We start from the raw sequence: 16559 nt of genomic DNA, 5'->3' as shown, positions 1-16559 counted from the left end.
GGAGGCGGGTATGGTCCAATCGCTCCAGCTCGGCGCATCAAACCAAGCCGACGACCAGAAAGGTATGCGCCGTCTCAATCGGCTGCCGGTCATCATCGCCGTCGTCATCGTCGCACTATTCGTTGGCGTGGTCGTGATCGGACTTTCATGGCGCGGGCTCCCCTTCAATCGGGACAACGATCTCGACAGCGCCTCGAATGCTCCGGCGACGAATTTCGGAGACCAACTCAAACGCGGCGTCACCGACGGTATCATCGGCGAGCCGGTGGAACGTGAGGCGTTTCAGCCAAAGCCCGTCGTCGAACAGAAGGTCGAGAAGGAAACACCTGTTGTCGACCGCCGGCCAACGGAACGGGAAGAACGGCGGCCGAGGCTCGAATCCGAAGAGGAATGGAAGGCCCGCCTGAAGCGAGAGCAGGATGAGCAATATATCCGCGAGGCGCAGCGCCAGCGGATGGCTCGACTGCAGGCGCGGGCAACGGCGCTGGACTCGCCGTTGAAGGTGGATATTTCCGACGTCGAGAAAACCGCCAACAACGCCAGGGACGCGGGTCGGCAGACGACGACTGCGACAGCCAACAATGCCTCGGACCTCTACGCCGCCGCCATGAAATCCGGCCTCATGGGTCAAAACGTTGACCAGAATGCCCAAGGTTCGAAGGAGGATTTTTTCAATCAGGACATCAAGGATCTCGGCTATCTGCCGAACCAGGTCGTGCCGCAGATGTCGCCCTACGAACTAAAGCGCGGCTCCGTCATTCCCGCCACCTTGATCACCGGCCTCAATTCCGACCTGCCGGGGCGCATCAACGCCCAGGTCAGCCAGAACGTCTACGACAGCGCCACCGGTTACCGGCTCCTGATCCCGCAGGGTGCCAAGCTCTTTGGCCGTTACGATTCCAAAGTCTCGTTCGGCCAGGAGCGTGTTCTCGTGGTCTGGACCGACCTCATATTTCCGAATGGATCGACGCTGCAGATCGGCGGCATGGCCGGCACGGATGCCGAAGGATATGGCGGCTTCAAGGACAAGGTCGATCGGCATCTCTGGCGCACCTGGAGTTCGGCAGCCCTCGTCGCGCTCATCGGAACCGGGATCGACATGTCGATGCCGGAGAGTTCGACGCTTGCGACGCAGGAGACGGCGTCCGATGCCGCCAGACGGAATTTCGCGGAAAGCTTCGGCCGCGTCGCGGAACAGACGATCTCGAAGAACCTCAATGTCCAGCCGACGATCCAAATCCGCCCAGGCTACAAATTCAATGTGCTCGTCGATCAGGATATTATTTTTCCGCAAGCTTATCGACAGTAGCAACTGTGATGAATTCTCTTGTCATAGCCCATGGCCTAGAAAATACTCGCCGCGATAGCGGATACCGCAGCCTATGGGCTTTTTCCGCCCTCAGGGGTTGCATTTAGCGACTGGCTCGGCGATTCTGTGGTCGCTAACCCGCAAACGATAATCACAGTTACGGAAAGAAGCATGCAGGAAAACGAACATTCGCCCACCTATCCCGACGCTTTCAGCGCGATGAAAAATGCGGCGACGGTGGCGGCCGCTTTGGATGAATTCCAATCGCACTATCCCATTGATTTCGTCACGTTTCATCTTGCGAGAACAATCGTCGATAACGTTGACGCTCCGTTTGTACGAACCACCTATCCCGATAGCTGGGTTTCACGCTATTTGCTCAACGATTACATAAACGTCGATCCAATCATTCGAGAGGGCTTTTCTCGACAGTTGCCTTTCGATTGGCGCGAGATTGATATTACCGAGACTGCGCACGAGTTCATGGTCGATGCCGAGCTGCACGGGATCGGTACCAACGGAGTCTCTGTCCCGATTATCGACAAATCCAGGCGTTCGCTCCTCTCGATCAACTCCCAGAAGAGTGATGAAGAATGGACGTTGATCGAGCGCCAATTTTTGCCAGAGTGGCTTGAGCTTGGATTTCTTCTGCATCGCAAAGCAGTGTTCGAACTCCACGGTGAGAATGATCCCGTACCTGCGCTCGGATCACGGGAAATTGAGTGCCTTCATTGGGCCTCGCGCGGCAAAGATAGCAAGGACATTGGCGAGATCCTGGGACTATCCGAGCATACGACACGCGGCTACCTCAAATCAGCACGCTATAAGCTCGGTTGCCCCACGCTGTCGGCCGCCATAGCCCATGCAGTACACCTGAACCTCATCACGCCTCACGTGGGTACCCCAAGTTAGGGGCATCGGTTCGGGGGATTTATCTCCTCGCGTTCCCGTCGCATGTTCGAACAGTGGCACGAACATGGGGAGAGTGAGATTGAATGACGCACTGAGGAATTTGATCGATACCGTTGAGGCGTCACAGGACGAGGTATCGGTCAAAGTGGCTTTGCGTAACTATGGAGCTGCATTCGGGCTCGAGCGATACGCTTACCTCGAAGCGTCAGGTGCGGAAGTCCGCACATTCAACAACTATCCTAAAGACTGGCAGGAAGCATATTTATCCGGTCACTATTCACGGATAGACCCCGTAGTCACTGAGGCAAAGCGTCGACACGAGGCCTTTGCGTGGACTGCAGATAATTGGCCAGCTCGCGGGACGTCCGACTTTCGAAAATTCCGAGAACAAGCCGTGGATCATGGGCTAAGAAGCGGCGTCACGATCGGGACCGATGGCAGTTTCGGCTCGCATCTGATGCTAACGTTTGCGACTTCCGAAGCGAGGACCGACTTAGTTGAGATGCAGCAGACGTTCCAAGCTTTGCAGGCGTTGCTGGTCGTTCATTACCGGCTGCGCTTCATAGCCGCGAGGACGCAGCTGACGCCGAAGCGAACGCTATCACCGCGGGAAATGACGTGCTTGCTTTGGGCGACGAAGGGAAAAACGGCACCTGAAACGGCGATGCTTACCGGAATCAATGCTAGAACCGTGCAACACTATCTCGACAAGGCGCGTGAAAAGTTTGACGCCCAGTCGGTGCCGCAGCTCGTCGCCATTGCCAAGGATCGTGGCCTGATCTGACGATTATTCGTCATTCTCAAGCGGCACGTCCGGAACGTAGCCGAGCGCGTCCAGGATTTCCGAGAGTTCCTCCTGCTGGTTCTCGGACTTCTTCTGGCGCGAGATGTATTCGTTTTGAAGGGCCTGAAGCACAGACCCGGAGATCGAAGGATCGTCGCTTGCGTGCGCCCACTCGTCATATACGGCTTGGTCGGCTGCGAGGAGCCGACGGTGTTCGCGGATTGCCGAAATAGCCATCGCCTTCAAGTCCGTTTTTAGCATCGAACTGTAACGAGATTGTCTTCCGTTTGTGCCGTCTGCGACGGATGAGATGGCGTCCTTCATCCCCGTCTCCTCAAATTGCATATTGTGACGTCAATTCCCGAGGCTGCATACGCTCGCGATTAAATACCAGATCGTCACAGGATGGGAGGGCGTTCGTATTTTGAGCGGTTCAGCACGCGCGCGAAACTAACTTTCTGACGCTGCTGCATCATCTTGATTCGTCAACGGAATGTCTTTGTAGAGAATACTCCGTGGTGAAATACTCTACAAGCCGATGCTCTCTCGATCATGGAGATTCGAGAGGTATTTGCACGGAATCTGAAAGCCGCGCGGCTGGCCAAGGGCCTGTCGCAAGAAGAGCTTGCTTTCAGGGCAGATATCGATCGCACTTACATCAGTTCCTTGGAGCGCAGCGTCTACAATGCGAGCATCGATGTGGTAGACCGCCTGGCAGCGATTTTGGAAGTGGAAGCGTCTGATCTGCTGAAGCGGCCGCCGGAGAAGAAGTGAAACCTTCTTCCCGGCTGCGAGCTGCGAGGTCGAAAACTCAGTCGATCTTTACGGGGTACGTCACCAGCATTATATATTCTCCACAAGGAGAATGATTATGACCAGCACATCACACGCCTACACGCCCGCCGAGGCGGCGGCTGTCAGCGAGATCGCTGTGAAGTCGGTGCACAATGCGATCGACAAGCGCATCATCGAGACTCATCTCGTTGGTAGCAGGGGTCGAGCACTCACCGACGAGGATCTGCTTCGGTTGAAGCTCTGGTACGGCGTCGGATCGATCTTGTCTGCCGAGCGCCGCAAGCGCTTGTTCGATACGATCGACCAGAACCCCGATGCCGAAACTGTTAGGGCAGACGACTATCTCATTATCGACGTCGCTCGGGCACGAGAACAATTGGCGGCGCGGGCCGAGGCGCTTCGAGAAGCCGAACGAATGATTGAAAGCGTGAAAGGGGTCGTGGGCGGCGAGCCAGTGTTCAAGCGAACCCGTGTTCCCGTGCGAACGATTGCCGCGATGAAGACGCAAGGCGCAAGTACAGCGGAAATCGTCGAGGGCTATCCTTCGCTCACCGAGCACATGGTGGAACTTGCCGAGATCTGGGTTGCGGCCCATCCCGCCAGGGGACGTCCGAGGAACCTTTCGGAGCAGGGCCTGAAGGTGAAATCCGTGAAGCGCCTGAGCCTTCGGAACGAGAACGTCTCCAAACCCTCTGGCTCGACCTCGTGAAGTTTCTTATCGATGAATGCCTTCACACGTCTCTCGTGGCCGTGGCGCAAGCGCACGGCCACGATTGCTTCCATGTGAACTGGCTGGGACTGAGCGGCGAAACCGACTGGGATCTGATGCCTCGGATCATCGAGGAGGATTTTACGTTCGTAACGAACAATGCCCGCGACTTCCGGAAGCTGTACGCGAAAGAGGAATTGCATGCGGGCCTGATGATCATTGTCCCGCAGGTGCTTCCCGCGCAGCAACGAGAATTGTTTGCGCTCATATTGCAGGATTTGGCAGGAGAGCAGGCTATGGTCAATGAAGTCATCGAAGTGACCCTCGATGGCGAAGACGCTGTTCTCACGCGCTATGCGCTTCCGGAGGCTTAGCAGCCTTCATTTGGCATCATTTGCCCCCAATCCTCGACAGGTCGATACGCATCTCCGCTGACCCGACGCTTTCGCCTTTCTCGATGCTTTCAGCGCCTGTATCCGTAGGCGGTAGGTCGACGGTGGCCTTGTCCTGGTGTGCAGGCAACACGTTGTCGATCGTGACGCTTTTTCCTGGATCTTCCACCTGGAAAACGCTCACGCCCTCGAACTCTCCGGTCTTCCAGGCATAGACCGCATCGTCGAAGATCTGCGGGAAGACATCGTCGCTCTTCGGATTGCCGTACCACTTGGCGACAATCCGCAAGACCTTGGCAAACATGGCCGTTCCCTTGCGGAGGTTTTCGCAAGGATCGAGGAGATCAGGCTTCAGATCAGCCGCGTCCTTCACGCCGACGCCCGCCGGAAACTGCGTCAGGCCGACGCGAACGACAGCCTGGCCGACATACTGCCGGACGATCGCCATCGCTTCGTCCGGCGACGCCGCCGTCGGAACGAGGATCAACCGGCCACCAGATTTGACAGTGACGGCAAGGGGATCGTTCCCGCCAGCCGCGGACACGAACTGCTCGACGATCGCGGTCTTCAGCGAGGGGTCGGCGCATTGTTGAATCAGGGCAGCATCGAGCATGAGGGCTCCTTGGCACTCAGGTGTTGAAGGAAAAAACGAAGGGTTTGTCGAACAGGCGCGCCCAGGCTTGCGTGTTGGCGCGCTGGATAGCCACGATGGATGTCCCCTTGGTCCACCAGCCGTTGCCGACGGCAACCACAACGTCCGGATCGTGGAGCATGGATTGAAGAACAGGCCAGACGATCAGCTGCTCATAGCAGATCAGCGGGGCGACCCGACTGTCGGCATCGGTCACGACAGGGTTGGCGAAGAAGTGCGCCCGCGCGCCGCCGCTCTGACCAAGGAGGGGACGCCAAGGTTGCCACATCGAGCCTGGCACCGGCATGCGCTCGCGATAAAGGAGCCGAGCCCCGTCGCCGGATATCGCGATCAGAACATTGTCGTATCCGCCCGCATCGACAACAGCGGCGCCGGCGATGACGGTGGTGTCAGTTCCCTGCAGGGATCGTACCCAGAGCCGCTCGACCGTAGGCGTCCAGAAGCCCAGCGCACTCTCGGGAAGAACTATCGTGCGGGCGCCACCCGATGCCCGCTCCGTCACCGTGGCAATCAGATCACGGTGGCGCTCAATGCTGGCGTCGCGCCCCAGCGACGCGCCCATTTCGCGGTCGACCCCCTCCCAGGATTTCGGTAGTTTCGGTTCGTCCCAGGTTGCGGCGGACCCAATCCAAAAGCCTGCGAGGACAATCGCGACAGCTGGCCACATGCGGGTTACGAGGCCCATGAGGCCGGCTGTCGCGGCAACCAGCCCCCACCATCCCCATCCTGGAAACAGCACGCCCGCGGCAGTGATCGGATGAGCCCAGCCGGTGATGCCGAATGGCGGAACGGCCATCAGAGCCGCTGCCAGGAGATAGTGACACGGACGAGCACGCTTCCTCTTGGTCCAGAGGACGGTATGCACGATGACGAAGCCGGTGGACGCACAGAGCCAGAGCAATAATCCAGGCCAGAGGTCCGACGAATAGAAAGTTGCAACACCCTGCGGCAATCCCCGGGATGCAGCCAGGAAATAGCCGGCCGAGACAACCGCGGCCGTCCACCTTGTTCGCGCAAGCGCCCAGAGAACCGGAAACGCGAGCGCGACCGGAAGAAGCAGGACGTGGCCACTCCATCCCACCGTCCCGGCGACGGTTGAAACGGCAGTCAATACGGTTGGCCGGAGGTGCTCACGGCGCATAGGTGAGCACCGGTTGCGCCAGACCGAGGATTCCGGAGGCGGGCAGGGGGCCGAAATAACGGGAGTCATAGGAGCCCCTGAACGGTGAATGGAGAAAGACGCTTTCGTCAGGCACGACGCCGCCTGAAAACGGTGTCATCGGCCGGCCATTGCCGTCCTGCACTGCCAAATCGGAGGAGGGGACCGGTCGCCCATCGATCGTCACGCCGGCGCCGATTTCAACATGCTGACCGGCGACGGCGATGACCGTTTTGATGAGCGGCGCGACGCCGCCAGGGCAGGTTCCGGCACGGAGAAAACCACGCTCTCTCGCCTCCCGCATTGCTGTCGTTTGCGGAGGGCAAACGAAAACGAGATCCCCGCGATCTGCCGGGCGATCGAGCGGCACGATACGCCAGAGACCGAGAGGTTCACTGGGTGTCATGTTGATGCGAAAGCCGCCGACGGTTGCGGCAGCAACACCGCCGCCAACGATGGATGCCGCCAGGGCCAAGAGCACGACTGCATTCGTCCTCTGAGCGCGTCGCGTCCCGAACGCAAACACGGTTATCTTCATTTGAGCGACAGCCCCTGGCTCTTCGTCTGACGCAGGGCGTCGGCTTGCTTCAGCGCCTCGGTCGTGCGCTCATGCGCGGCGAGCTGCTGCACCGTCCGCATCATATTCCACGCCGATTGCACCTCGGCCTTCTGTCCGGCCGTCATTCCCGCGGTCGCGGCATTGAAGGTCTGTCCATTGGGGTCCTTCGCGGCAAGCGACAGGAAGGTCCGCTCGCCGAAACGCTCGGAGACAGCCTTGGCGAAACCGTCCAGTTCAGCCTTCACCATTTTGTCGGCGAGCGCATATTCGAGGCCGGCGGGCAGGTCGTTTCGGTCGATCGCATCGCGAACGCGTTCCAATGTCTGTTTTGCGTTTGGAGAGAGTACGGGAATATCGATCGAGACCTTCAGCCGGACGGCGCGTTCTTCGACCTCGAACTTGCGTTCCGCTTCAGCCCGCTGGCGCAGATAGCGCTCCAAATTGCGGACCAGCGCCGGCGCATTCGTTTGTGCCTTTTCCCGCTCCTCTCTGTCGGCGCGGCTGGCGAGGATCCCGGTCTTGCCCTTCAGCGCGCCGAAGTGTTCGGGCTTCGATCCGATCGTCGCCAACGTGGATTTTGCGACGCCCTCGTCCTTCAGCATCGCATCGACATTGACTGCCTTGAACGCGCTTTCCGGCTGGGCATAGACGAGGTGGAAGCGGGTCGAGACCTCCTCCCATTGCTTCTTCAATCCTGGATCGGCGGCGACCTTGTCCTCGATCGCCTGGTCGACCGATTTGGCGAAGGTTGTGATGCCCGAGACCATCGGCTTTGCCTCCTTGGTGCTGCTTTGGGTTGGGGACTGCGCGGCGCCGCGGACAAGCCCGAGCCTGCCGGCAACGGCCGCAAGGCGGACACCGAGATTGGCAAGTTTTTGCTTCTGACTGACGAGCCATTCCAGCCGGTCGCGAACCAGGGTGCGCGCGACGTTGACGAGATGCAGACCGCGGGCCTCCGCAAAGCGAAGCGCCTCGCGATAGAAGGCACTTTTCTCGTAATCGAGCGTCGTTTCCTTCGCGTTCCTTCGCGACAGGATCGGGATCAACCCGCCGTTCTTCGCGAATGATCTGCGACCGTAATAGACGGCCAGGTCCTCACGATGACGTGTCATGGCGACATAGGTGAGATGGCGGTCGAGCGAAAGGGAGGCGAGCACCTTGACCTGGTCGACCGTCGCGCCCTGGCTCTTGTGGATGGTCGTGGCATAGCCGTGGTCGAGGTTGTTGTAGAAGCGCTGTTCGACCAGCACCTGGCGGGCATTCTCCCCATCGCCGATTCGCGCGGTGATGCGTCCTGGTCCCACCTCGACGACCTTGGCCAGCATGCCGTTCTTGACGCCGAGCGATCCCTCGTTCTTCAGGAACACGATCTGGTCGCCGACGGCGAAATTGCGTTCGCCATCGGCGGTCTTGAACATGGTTCCCTGATCGAGGATTCCGCGTTCGATGAGTTTGATGCGCGCCATCTGGTTGAGCATGCGCACGTCGCGCCTCAGATGAGCCAGGATAAGCGACGTCTTCGTCGGATCGTAATCGCGGTCCCAGGCGGCGATCAGGTTGTCGACCGCGTCGGCCTTGAGATCCGATCCAATCACCTTGCCATTGGCGCGGTAAGCATCGACCGCCTTGCCGACCTTGCCGCGAGCAAGATCGAGCGAGGCATCGCGCATCCATTGCCGGCGCTGGCGATAGATGGTTTCGAGTTCGGCATAGCCGATGCGATCGGCAATCGCGCGGAAGGCGGCACCGGCTTCGATCGGTTGAAGCTGTTCGGGATCGCCGACGAGAACGAGCTTGGCGCCGGCCTTCGTCACGGCTTCGACGAACAGCCCCATCTGCCGCGACGACACCATGCCGGCCTCGTCGAGAACGAGCACCGTCTTGCCATCGAGCTGATCACGGCCTTGGTTCCAACGAAGCTCCCACGACGCAAGTGTGCGAGAGATGATGCCCGCTTCCTTTTCCAGGCCCTCGGCCGCTTTGCCGGCAAGTGCCGCGCCGACGACCCGATAGCCGGCCGCTTCCCATGCCTCGCGCGCCGCCTTCATCATCGTCGTCTTGCCGGCGCCGGCGCGGCCGATCACGGCCGCAATCCGCCCGAGTCCCGCCACATGCTCGATCGCCGTTTTCTGTTCATCCGACAGACGCTCATGACGATCGAATGTCGCCGTCAGCACCGCCTCCCGCACGCCATGCGACGATCGTTGCGATAGCCAGATGGCGCGATTGGCCATCTCCGCTTCCAGCCGGATCATCTCGCGCGTCGTATACTTGGCCGGCACTCGGATACCGCTGGCAAGGTCGGCCCGCTCGCGTTCAAGGCGGAACGTGTCGGGATGCAGGATGATCCGAAGCATGAAGCTTTGGAACAGGGCGGGATCGTCGATGTAGCGGTGCAGAATCTTGGCGACGTCACGCTCGTCGAAGACACTCTTCTCACGGGTGATCAGGTCGATAACGAGTTTCGGATTGCGGTCGATCCGTTTCGCGTTTTCGGCTCTGCGCGCGTCCTGCAGTTCGATGCGCTCGAGCTCGACCGGCTTCGAGGCCCCATCCGATTTCCGTTCGATCGCTTTGGTGCCGACACCCAGGTGGATGGTCGGCTCCAACTCGATCCCTTGCTTCTCAAACGATCGCCCATCGACGCGAAGATCGAGACCGGCCAGCGCCAGATGCCGGTTCTGGCAAGCAAACCAACCATCACGAAAAGCATTGAAATCATCGATGCTTCCGGCCCAGAGTTCGTAGACGATCTTGCCGGCGTCGTTACGGATCGGATTGCCGTCCGGTCCGGTTACTGCGACCTTCTTGGCGCCGAAACCGTCCTCGGTCAGCGGTCGCAAGGTGATCATGAGATGGACATGCGGATTGCCCGGCGCGTCATGATAGACCCAGTCGGCAACCATGCCCCTCGCCGTGACGTGCTGCTCGACGAAATCCCGCACCAGCGCGATGTTCTGCTTGGGCGTCAGCTCGATCGGCAGTGCGATCGTCACATCCTTGGCGAGCTGCGCGTCGGAGCGCTTCTCGAAATCTTCGACCTTGTTCCAGAAGGCCTCGGAGGCGCCGGACACCGAACGGTCCGCAATCATCGAGCGTAGCCATTCCGGCGCATCGGCGGGAATGACGAACTCTTCGTGGAGCAATCCCTGCTTGCGGGTGTAGTCGATCGTCCGGGCTTCCCGTTCGAACTCCATCTTCGCGCAGTGCCGATAGGCCGCCGACAGGACGGCGCTGCGGCCGGAGCCACGAGCGACGACGCTGACGGAGAAATGAGGGACGGCCATGGCGGAATTCTTTCCCGGTTGCGAATGAAATCAACAGGTTCTGTCCAAGAGCCGCGGGCCCGGCAGGGGCCTCAAGCAAGGGCGTCGCGCCAGCGACGTATAATTGCGCCCTTCGGATCCGCTCCTTCGGAACGGCCGGGATCATTCACCAAAGCTCGCGCTTTGGCGATTGTAGGATTCACAGTAGTGCGTTCCGCACTGACCTCCCTGAAACTGGGTTTGAAAGACAAGCTTTCTCACCCAAAGGAGACAGACGGAATGAAAAAACCCTCCTCCAAGATCCGCGACGAAATCGCCAAGCTCCAGGAGCAACTCAAGGCTGCCGAGACCCGTGAGGCCGAGCGCATCGGCCGGATCGCCCTCAAGGCCGGTCTTGGCGAGATCGAGATCGACGAGTCCGAATTGCAGGCGGCCTTCGAGGACCTGGCGAAACGGTTTCGCGGAGGAAAGGCCGCTACGAACGGAGGGAAAAGGGGAGGTGGTGCTGCCGAAAGCAACGCATCGTCCACGCAGGACGCGTCTGGCGCGGCTGCGGGCGGGACTGCTGAGGCTTGAACGGATGGCACGCACGACCACGTCCGATGCCCGGAAGAAGGACACGCGGGAGAAAATCGAGCTTGGCGGCCTCATCGTTAAAGCCGGTCTTCGCTACGAAAAGCGCGCGCTCTTGCTGGGGGCGCTGATCGATTTGCGCCAGCGCCTCAAAGCCGACGAGATGGAACGTTCGCGACTAATGGCGATCGGCGCGGAGGCCTTCGGGAAAGCCGATGAATAGGATCCTGCTCTTCATCGCGCCCATCGCTCTGATGCGCGTGGTCACCGTTGGTTTGACCGGGATCGAACACTGGCTGTCCGGTTTCGGAAAGACAGAAGCTGCGCGGCAAACGCTCGGCCGAGCCGGGATCGCGCTGCCCTATGTCAGTGCAGGGCTGGTCGGCATCGTCTTCCTGTTTGCGAGCGCCGGCGCGATCAGGATCAAGACGGCTGGATGGGGCGTCGTCGCCGGAGGTGTGGCAACGATCCTGATCGCCGCAATTCGCGAAACGATGAGGTTGTCTGCGCTCACCGATAAGGTTCCGGCGACCAAGTCCATTCTCGCCTATGTCGATCCGGCGACTCTGATCGGAGCTGGGGCGGCGGCGATGGCCTCATGCTTCGCGCTGCGCGTCGCGTTGGCCGGCAATGCGGCATTCGCCAGCGCCGAGCCCAAACGCATCCGCGGCAAGCGGGCGCTGCATGGCGAGGCCGACTGGATGAAGCTGCCGGAAGCGGCGAACCTGTTTTCGGACACCGGCGGCATCGTGGTCGGCGAGCGATATCGTGTCGACAAGGACAGCGTCGCGGCGCGCTCGTTTCGTGCCGACAACCCGGAGACATGGGGCGCCGGTGGCAAGTCGCCGCTGCTCTGCTTCGACGGCTCCTTCGGTTCGTCGCATGGCATCGTCTTCGCGGGGTCCGGCGGCTTCAAAACGACGTCGGTGACGATCCCGACGGCGCTGAAATGGGGCGGATCGCTGATCGTTCTCGATCCATCGAACGAGGTGGCGCCGATGGTCTCGGCCCACCGGACGAGCGCGAACCGGGATCTGTTTGTCCTCGACCCCAAGAACCCGGAAACCGGCTTCAACGCGCTTGACTGGATCGGGCAATTCGGCGGCACCAAGGAAGAGGATATCGCTTCCGTCGCCTCATGGATCATGAGCGATAGCGGCGGCACGCGCGGTGTGCGCGATGATTTCTTCCGCGCATCGGCCTTGCAGTTGCTGACGGCAATGATCGCCGACGTTTGTCTCTCCGGTCATACGGAGAAGGAAAGCCAGACGCTTCGCCAGGTTCGCGCCAATCTCTCCGAGCCGGAACCGCAGTTGCGCCAACACCTGCAGGAGATCTACGACAATTCGGAGTCGGATTTCGTGAAGGAGAATGTCGCAGCCTTCGTGAACATGACGCCCGAAACCTTCTCCGGTGTCTACGCCAATGCGATCAAAGAAACCCATTGGCTGTCATACTCGAACTATGCCGCGCTGGTTTCGGGCAAGACGTTTTCGACGAGCGATCTTGCCGATGGGAAGACCGACGTGTTCATCAACATCGATCTCAAGACGCTGGAGACGCATGCGGCGCTTGCGCGCGTCATCATCGGCTCGTTTCTCAACGGCATTTATAATCGTGATGGTTCGATGAAGGGGAGAGCTCTTTTCCTTCTCGATGAGGTGGCGCGCCTCGGCTATATGCGGATCCTCGAGACGGCGCGCGATGCCGGCCGCAAGTACGGCATCACGCTCATCATGATCTACCAGTCGATCGGGCAGATGCGCGAAACCTATGGCGGTCGCGATGCGGCCAGCAAGTGGTTCGAAAGCGCGAGCTGGATCAGTTTCGCGGCCATCAACGATCCCGAAACCGCAGACTACATCTCGCGCCGCTGCGGCATGACGACGGTCGAGATCGACCAGGTCAGCCGCAGTTTTCAGGCGAAGGGCTCCTCGCGCACGCGATCGAAACAGTTGGCGGCGCGACCGCTGCTCCAGCCGCACGAAGTGCTTCGCATGCGTGCTGACGAGCAGATCGTATTCACCGCTGGCAACGCGCCGCTCAGATGCGGCCGCGCGATCTGGTTCCGGCGCGCCGACATGAAAGCTTGCGTCGGAACGAACAGGTTTCACGGGCTCGACGACACGGCTGAAGCCCAGCCGATCGAGCCGGCGCGCAGCGCAGCGAGCAAGGCCGATCCAGAACAATGAAGAGTATCGGAGAAATCAGCATAGCGGCCACCCAGGGGGTGGGATTTCGGGAATTCTCGTCGTGCGAGGAGCGGGAAACAGCGCAGCCGCAGGAGCCTCAACATAGTGGCCCGCCGGGGAGGCGGGACCGACTGCGCCCCGCTCCCGCACACCGCGTTGCCGGCCCGGCTGGTCGAGGCCGAACTTCTACGTAAACGCAGACGAAACCGGGTCCGCCATAGGTTGAGACAAACAGGAGAGGACGGGCAAGTGGCGAAGTCGAATGTGGTTCCGTTCAGAAGGCCGCGGAAGTCTGGTAGCCGGGATGATCGAAATCGCCTGCGGGGAAAATCGCCGCGATCTGGACGAAGCATCTCTCGCGGATCACTGACGGGGATCCTCGCGGCCATGATCATTGCTGCGGCAGGCTGGCTTGCCTTCGGCGGCGCCGGCAACGTCCCCGGACTGCCGGCTGTGGCCAACACACCGGTAGCGGACTCGTCGTCGGCCGCGTTTTCAATCTGCGGCGACGGCCGTCATGTGAATTGCGTCGTCGACGGCGATACATTCTGGTTCCAAGGCGAAAAAATCCGCATTGCGGATATCGATACACCTGAGCTCAGCCCACCGCGCTGCGAGGCGGAAAGGATCAAAGGCGAAGCCGCGAAGGCACGCCTGCTGGCGCTGCTGAATGCCGGCAACTTCTCGCTAACCGCCGGCTGGCGCGACGAAGACAAGTATGGCCGCAAGCTCCGGACAGTAATACGATCGGGACACTCGCTCGGAGACACTCTCGTCAACGAGGGCCTTGCCAGGCGCTGGGACGGTGCCAGACACGGATGGTGCGGCTGAGGACCCGCGAGAGGATCGTTGCCGGATGGCCGAAACCGTTTCGCGGGTTCGGTGAGCGTAAGCGAATAGAGCCGTGCGCCGCAGGCGTCTCGCCCGAGCCTTTCACGACAGTTCATCTATCATCACCGATGTGAATCGATCCACGCCGACCGATTCATAACTGTCGTTGGACGCGATTCCCGCGATCGGCGATTCTGGTCTCATGATCGCGCAACCCTACCATCTCTATGTCGAACGAACGGACGCGGCAAAGAACATGGCGCGCTACTATGCCATGTCGATTGAACCGAACCTGTTCGGAGACATTTGCCTGCTCAGGAAGTGGGGCCGCATTGGCGCAAAGGGTCAGATGATGGTCCATCATTTCGGGCGGGAGGAAGAAGCCGTCGAACTGTTTCTCGATCTGCTTCGACAAAAGCGTAAACGCGGTTACCGCCCGCGCGCGTCTGTGGCAAGTTGAGAAAGGCCGGCCGAAGCGGGCCTCGAAAGCGCCTCATCGGTGCCGGTTCCAGCCGGTCTCGAAGGAAACTTCGATCTCGACGAAGAACGGGATCTTGAGGCCAAGCTTCAGGCCGAGCTTGCCCTTGCGGAAAAAGTGGCTGATCACCTTGCCGAGAGCCCGGAGCTGGCGGCCGGTGGCGGCGAGGAATTGGGCGAGTTGTTGCATGGCGTTTCTCCTTTCGAAATGCGGTTATCGCAGGGGATAAGCGGCAGACCGGAAAGGAGGGACGCACCAAAGGGCCGGAACGGACGTGGAGGACCTGCCGGCGACTGAATTTTGATCCGCGAGGAGCCGCAGAAGGCGGCGGGGAAAATTCTGGCGGCGGCAGGTTGCGTCGTGACGAACGGGTTGCAACATCCCCGATGAGAGATGACGGCAGGTCGAAAGGAAGAGGCTCAACTGGTCGTTCTCGCCATCATTGCGATGGTCGCGCAGGCATCTCAACGAAGAGCCGCTCTCGCCGCCCTCCGGATGGTCGAGCCCGCCGCAGGATCGGTTATGATCCTCCGCATCTGATGTAGCTGACACGGGAGGCGCTTACCGCGATACCGGTTTCCCGTGTGATATCCTTGATGATCAGCGCAAGTGAGCCGAGTTCGTCGTCGGTGAGCGCAATCAGCTCCGGATAGTCGATGTCGACGCCGGTATAGTCCGCCGTCAAAGCGCTGGACCAATCGCCGCCGTTGACGCGGTATTCGTGCGTGTTGAAATCGATGTCGAGCTCATCCAGCAGGATGATGGTGAAGCGCCCGAAGATCTCGGTCTCACCTTCCAGCCGGTACGCGGCATCTTCGTCGTCGCCGGCCCGCTCCAATGCCGTGATGGTCCGGATACGACCGGCAGCCGCCTCGAGCCCTTCGAGCAGTCGCTCATGGAGCTTTCGCGAAACGTCGGTATCGCAGCCGAAGCGGTTGGCGAGGACGACGAGCCGGAAACCGGAAAGCTTGGTGTAGAGCGCAAGGTTCTGGTCAGATGTCATTGTGTGATCTCCTTCATTGATGACGGAGATCGGCCTCTCTGTTGCAAAGAGGGGTCAAGGACCGCGGGACGCGGCTCGCAAGCGGGGGAGCCGATTTTTTCGGGAAGCGCAGCGGCGGAAAAATTGGGGGAGACCGCGCCGTCCTTGACGCCGGATTTGCTGGAGTAAACTGGGACGTCAGAGAGAGAAGAGACCCGCGGACCCGGAGGGGACGCGACCGTGTCCGGTGTGAGCCGGAGGGGAGCGTTGAGGGGTGAAATCCCTGACAACCGGGAGGCCGGTCAATCCGGCGGACCGGCTCATGATCCAGCAGAATGAGAGCCGCCTCAGAAAGGCGGCTCGGCTTCGATGATGCCGTTCTGTTCGGCAAGCGCCACGGCCAGATCGGCCAAGGCGAGCTGAAGCTCCGCTTCGACCTGGGCCCGCTCGACGGCGTCGCAGGCGTTCCTCAATTCGGCGCGCAGTTCCTCGATGTGCTGTTCGATGGTCATCGTCTCATCTCCTTGAGTTCGTGAAAGACGAGACGGCGGGGCGGGAAGAGATGACGGGGTCAAGGAGCGCGGAAGCGACCGGCGGAGCCGGCGAGTGGGGGAGCCGATTTTGTTGGAGCGCAGGGAACCGGAGCGGAGGCAAAATTGGGGGAACCGCTCGTCCTCGAGGCCGGCATTTCTTCCCGGCACGATAGCATCCACTGAGCAGACATATTCCGGTTCCGTATCGCACCGAAAAAGCAGGCGGCAGGCTCGATGCCTGCCGCCTGCTTGTCTTTGTGGCCAGTTGGCCCCGCCTTGGTGGCGGGGCCGTCCGGGCCTCAGTCGCGGTTGGGGCGGGACCAGATCAGCTGGTAGCCGTCCTCGCCCTCGACCTCGGTGAGCGTCGCGTAGATCGGAGCGGGGAAGCTCGGATCGTCGAGCTTGACCGAGAGGTAGTCGCGGTCCTGCTCGG

General features: G+C 60.5%; 20 protein-coding genes. 11 read left to right on the top strand and 9 right to left on the bottom strand.

Annotated elements, in window-relative coordinates; all coding sequences use genetic code 11:
* Positions 1-10 precede the first annotated feature (10 nt).
* The 3 genes from trbI (at position 11) to ATY75_RS13925 (ending at position 3005) form a co-directional block, all read left to right on the top strand.
* Positions 11-1309 carry an IncP-type conjugal transfer protein TrbI gene (gene trbI, locus ATY75_RS13935; RefSeq protein WP_088937997.1) on the top strand — a complete coding sequence of 433 codons (1299 nt, stop codon included), beginning with the start codon at positions 11-13 and terminating at the stop codon, positions 1307-1309.
* 171 nt (positions 1310-1480) lie between these two features.
* Positions 1481-2221: a LuxR family transcriptional regulator gene (locus tag ATY75_RS13930; protein WP_088937996.1), complete on the top strand. Its 741-nt coding sequence runs from the start codon at positions 1481-1483 to the stop codon at positions 2219-2221.
* Between the two features lie 79 nt (positions 2222-2300).
* Positions 2301-3005 carry an autoinducer binding domain-containing protein gene (locus tag ATY75_RS13925; protein WP_225881180.1) on the top strand — a complete coding sequence of 235 codons (705 nt, stop codon included), beginning with the start codon at positions 2301-2303 and terminating at the stop codon, positions 3003-3005.
* A 3-nt stretch (positions 3006-3008) separates the two neighbouring features.
* Here ATY75_RS13925 and ATY75_RS13920 read toward each other — a convergent pair whose 3' ends face one another.
* Positions 3009-3329 (bottom strand): transcriptional repressor TraM, encoded by a 321-nt coding sequence (locus tag ATY75_RS13920; RefSeq protein WP_245317572.1) that lies wholly within the window; start codon positions 3327-3329, stop codon positions 3009-3011.
* Positions 3330-3557: 228 nt separating this feature from the next.
* Between ATY75_RS13920 and ATY75_RS13915 the strand changes: the two genes are divergently transcribed.
* The 3 genes from ATY75_RS13915 to ATY75_RS13905 all read left to right on the top strand — a co-directional run bounded on the left by ATY75_RS13915 (position 3558) and on the right by ATY75_RS13905 (position 4883).
* A complete protein-coding gene (locus ATY75_RS13915) occupies positions 3558-3779 on the top strand; it encodes a helix-turn-helix transcriptional regulator (RefSeq protein WP_088395888.1) in 222 nt (73 codons plus the stop codon).
* A gap of 97 nt (positions 3780-3876) precedes the next feature.
* The gene (locus tag ATY75_RS13910) at positions 3877-4509 is read left to right on the top strand and encodes a DUF433 domain-containing protein (RefSeq protein WP_088937993.1); all 633 of its coding nucleotides are present in this window, start codon (positions 3877-3879) and stop codon (positions 4507-4509) included.
* Positions 4506-4883 (top strand): DUF5615 family PIN-like protein, encoded by a 378-nt coding sequence (locus tag ATY75_RS13905; RefSeq protein WP_088937992.1) that lies wholly within the window; start codon positions 4506-4508, stop codon positions 4881-4883. The genes ATY75_RS13910 and ATY75_RS13905 overlap by 4 nt, the downstream gene beginning before the upstream one ends.
* A gap of 16 nt (positions 4884-4899) precedes the next feature.
* On the opposite strand, the gene ATY75_RS13900 is transcribed toward ATY75_RS13905, so the two are convergent.
* The 4 genes from ATY75_RS13900 to traA are packed head-to-tail and all read right to left on the bottom strand — an operon-like array spanning position 4900 to position 10558.
* Positions 4900-5514: a TraH family protein gene (locus tag ATY75_RS13900; protein ID WP_088937991.1), complete on the bottom strand. Its 615-nt coding sequence runs from the start codon at positions 5512-5514 to the stop codon at positions 4900-4902.
* Between the two features lie 16 nt (positions 5515-5530).
* Complete coding sequence (locus ATY75_RS13895; protein ID WP_088937990.1) at positions 5531-6694, bottom strand: conjugal transfer protein TraB; 1164 nt, start codon at positions 6692-6694, stop codon at positions 5531-5533.
* Positions 6684-7250: a conjugative transfer signal peptidase TraF gene (gene traF, locus ATY75_RS13890; protein ID WP_088937989.1), complete on the bottom strand. Its 567-nt coding sequence runs from the start codon at positions 7248-7250 to the stop codon at positions 6684-6686. Before traF ends, ATY75_RS13895 begins: the two co-directional genes overlap by 11 nt.
* Complete coding sequence (traA, locus tag ATY75_RS13885; RefSeq protein WP_088937988.1) at positions 7247-10558, bottom strand: Ti-type conjugative transfer relaxase TraA; 3312 nt, start codon at positions 10556-10558, stop codon at positions 7247-7249. The genes traF and traA overlap by 4 nt, the downstream gene beginning before the upstream one ends.
* Positions 10559-10816: 258 nt before the next feature.
* Between traA and traC the strand changes: the two genes are divergently transcribed.
* From traC to ATY75_RS13860, 5 genes are all read left to right on the top strand, one after another.
* The gene (traC, locus tag ATY75_RS13880) at positions 10817-11113 is read left to right on the top strand and encodes a conjugal transfer protein TraC (protein ID WP_088938055.1); all 297 of its coding nucleotides are present in this window, start codon (positions 10817-10819) and stop codon (positions 11111-11113) included.
* Between the two features lie 4 nt (positions 11114-11117).
* A complete protein-coding gene (locus tag ATY75_RS13875) occupies positions 11118-11333 on the top strand; it encodes a type IV conjugative transfer system coupling protein TraD (RefSeq protein ID WP_011427441.1) in 216 nt (71 codons plus the stop codon).
* A complete protein-coding gene (gene traG / locus ATY75_RS13870) occupies positions 11326-13302 on the top strand; it encodes a Ti-type conjugative transfer system protein TraG (RefSeq protein ID WP_088937987.1) in 1977 nt (658 codons plus the stop codon). Before ATY75_RS13875 ends, traG begins: the two co-directional genes overlap by 8 nt.
* Positions 13303-13689: 387 nt before the next feature.
* On the top strand, positions 13690-14133 hold the full coding sequence (locus tag ATY75_RS13865) for a thermonuclease family protein (protein ID WP_190241356.1): 444 nt from the start codon (positions 13690-13692) through the stop codon (positions 14131-14133).
* Between the two features lie 202 nt (positions 14134-14335).
* Positions 14336-14593 (top strand): WGR domain-containing protein, encoded by a 258-nt coding sequence (locus ATY75_RS13860; RefSeq protein WP_088938053.1) that lies wholly within the window; start codon positions 14336-14338, stop codon positions 14591-14593.
* 33 nt (positions 14594-14626) lie between these two features.
* Here the strand turns inward: ATY75_RS13860 and ATY75_RS34595 are convergent, their stop codons facing one another.
* The 4 genes from ATY75_RS34595 to ATY75_RS13840 all read right to left on the bottom strand — a co-directional run.
* A complete protein-coding gene (locus tag ATY75_RS34595; RefSeq protein WP_184345574.1) occupies positions 14627-14800 on the bottom strand; it encodes a hypothetical protein in 174 nt (57 codons plus the stop codon).
* 331 nt (positions 14801-15131) lie between these two features.
* Positions 15132-15614 carry a hypothetical protein gene (locus ATY75_RS13850; RefSeq protein WP_088937984.1) on the bottom strand — a complete coding sequence of 161 codons (483 nt, stop codon included), beginning with the start codon at positions 15612-15614 and terminating at the stop codon, positions 15132-15134.
* Between the two features lie 326 nt (positions 15615-15940).
* Positions 15941-16105 carry a hypothetical protein gene (locus ATY75_RS34590; RefSeq protein WP_184345573.1) on the bottom strand — a complete coding sequence of 55 codons (165 nt, stop codon included), beginning with the start codon at positions 16103-16105 and terminating at the stop codon, positions 15941-15943.
* Positions 16106-16425: 320 nt separating this feature from the next.
* On the bottom strand, positions 16426-16559 hold a 134-nt coding region (locus tag ATY75_RS13840), incomplete at its 5' end, for a DUF736 family protein (RefSeq protein ID WP_143535299.1).

It is taken from the genome of Rhizobium sp. N122, assembly GCF_002211295.1.
Classification (GTDB): domain Bacteria; phylum Pseudomonadota; class Alphaproteobacteria; order Rhizobiales; family Rhizobiaceae; genus Rhizobium.
This window is presented reverse-complemented; position numbering and strand designations above follow the sequence as displayed.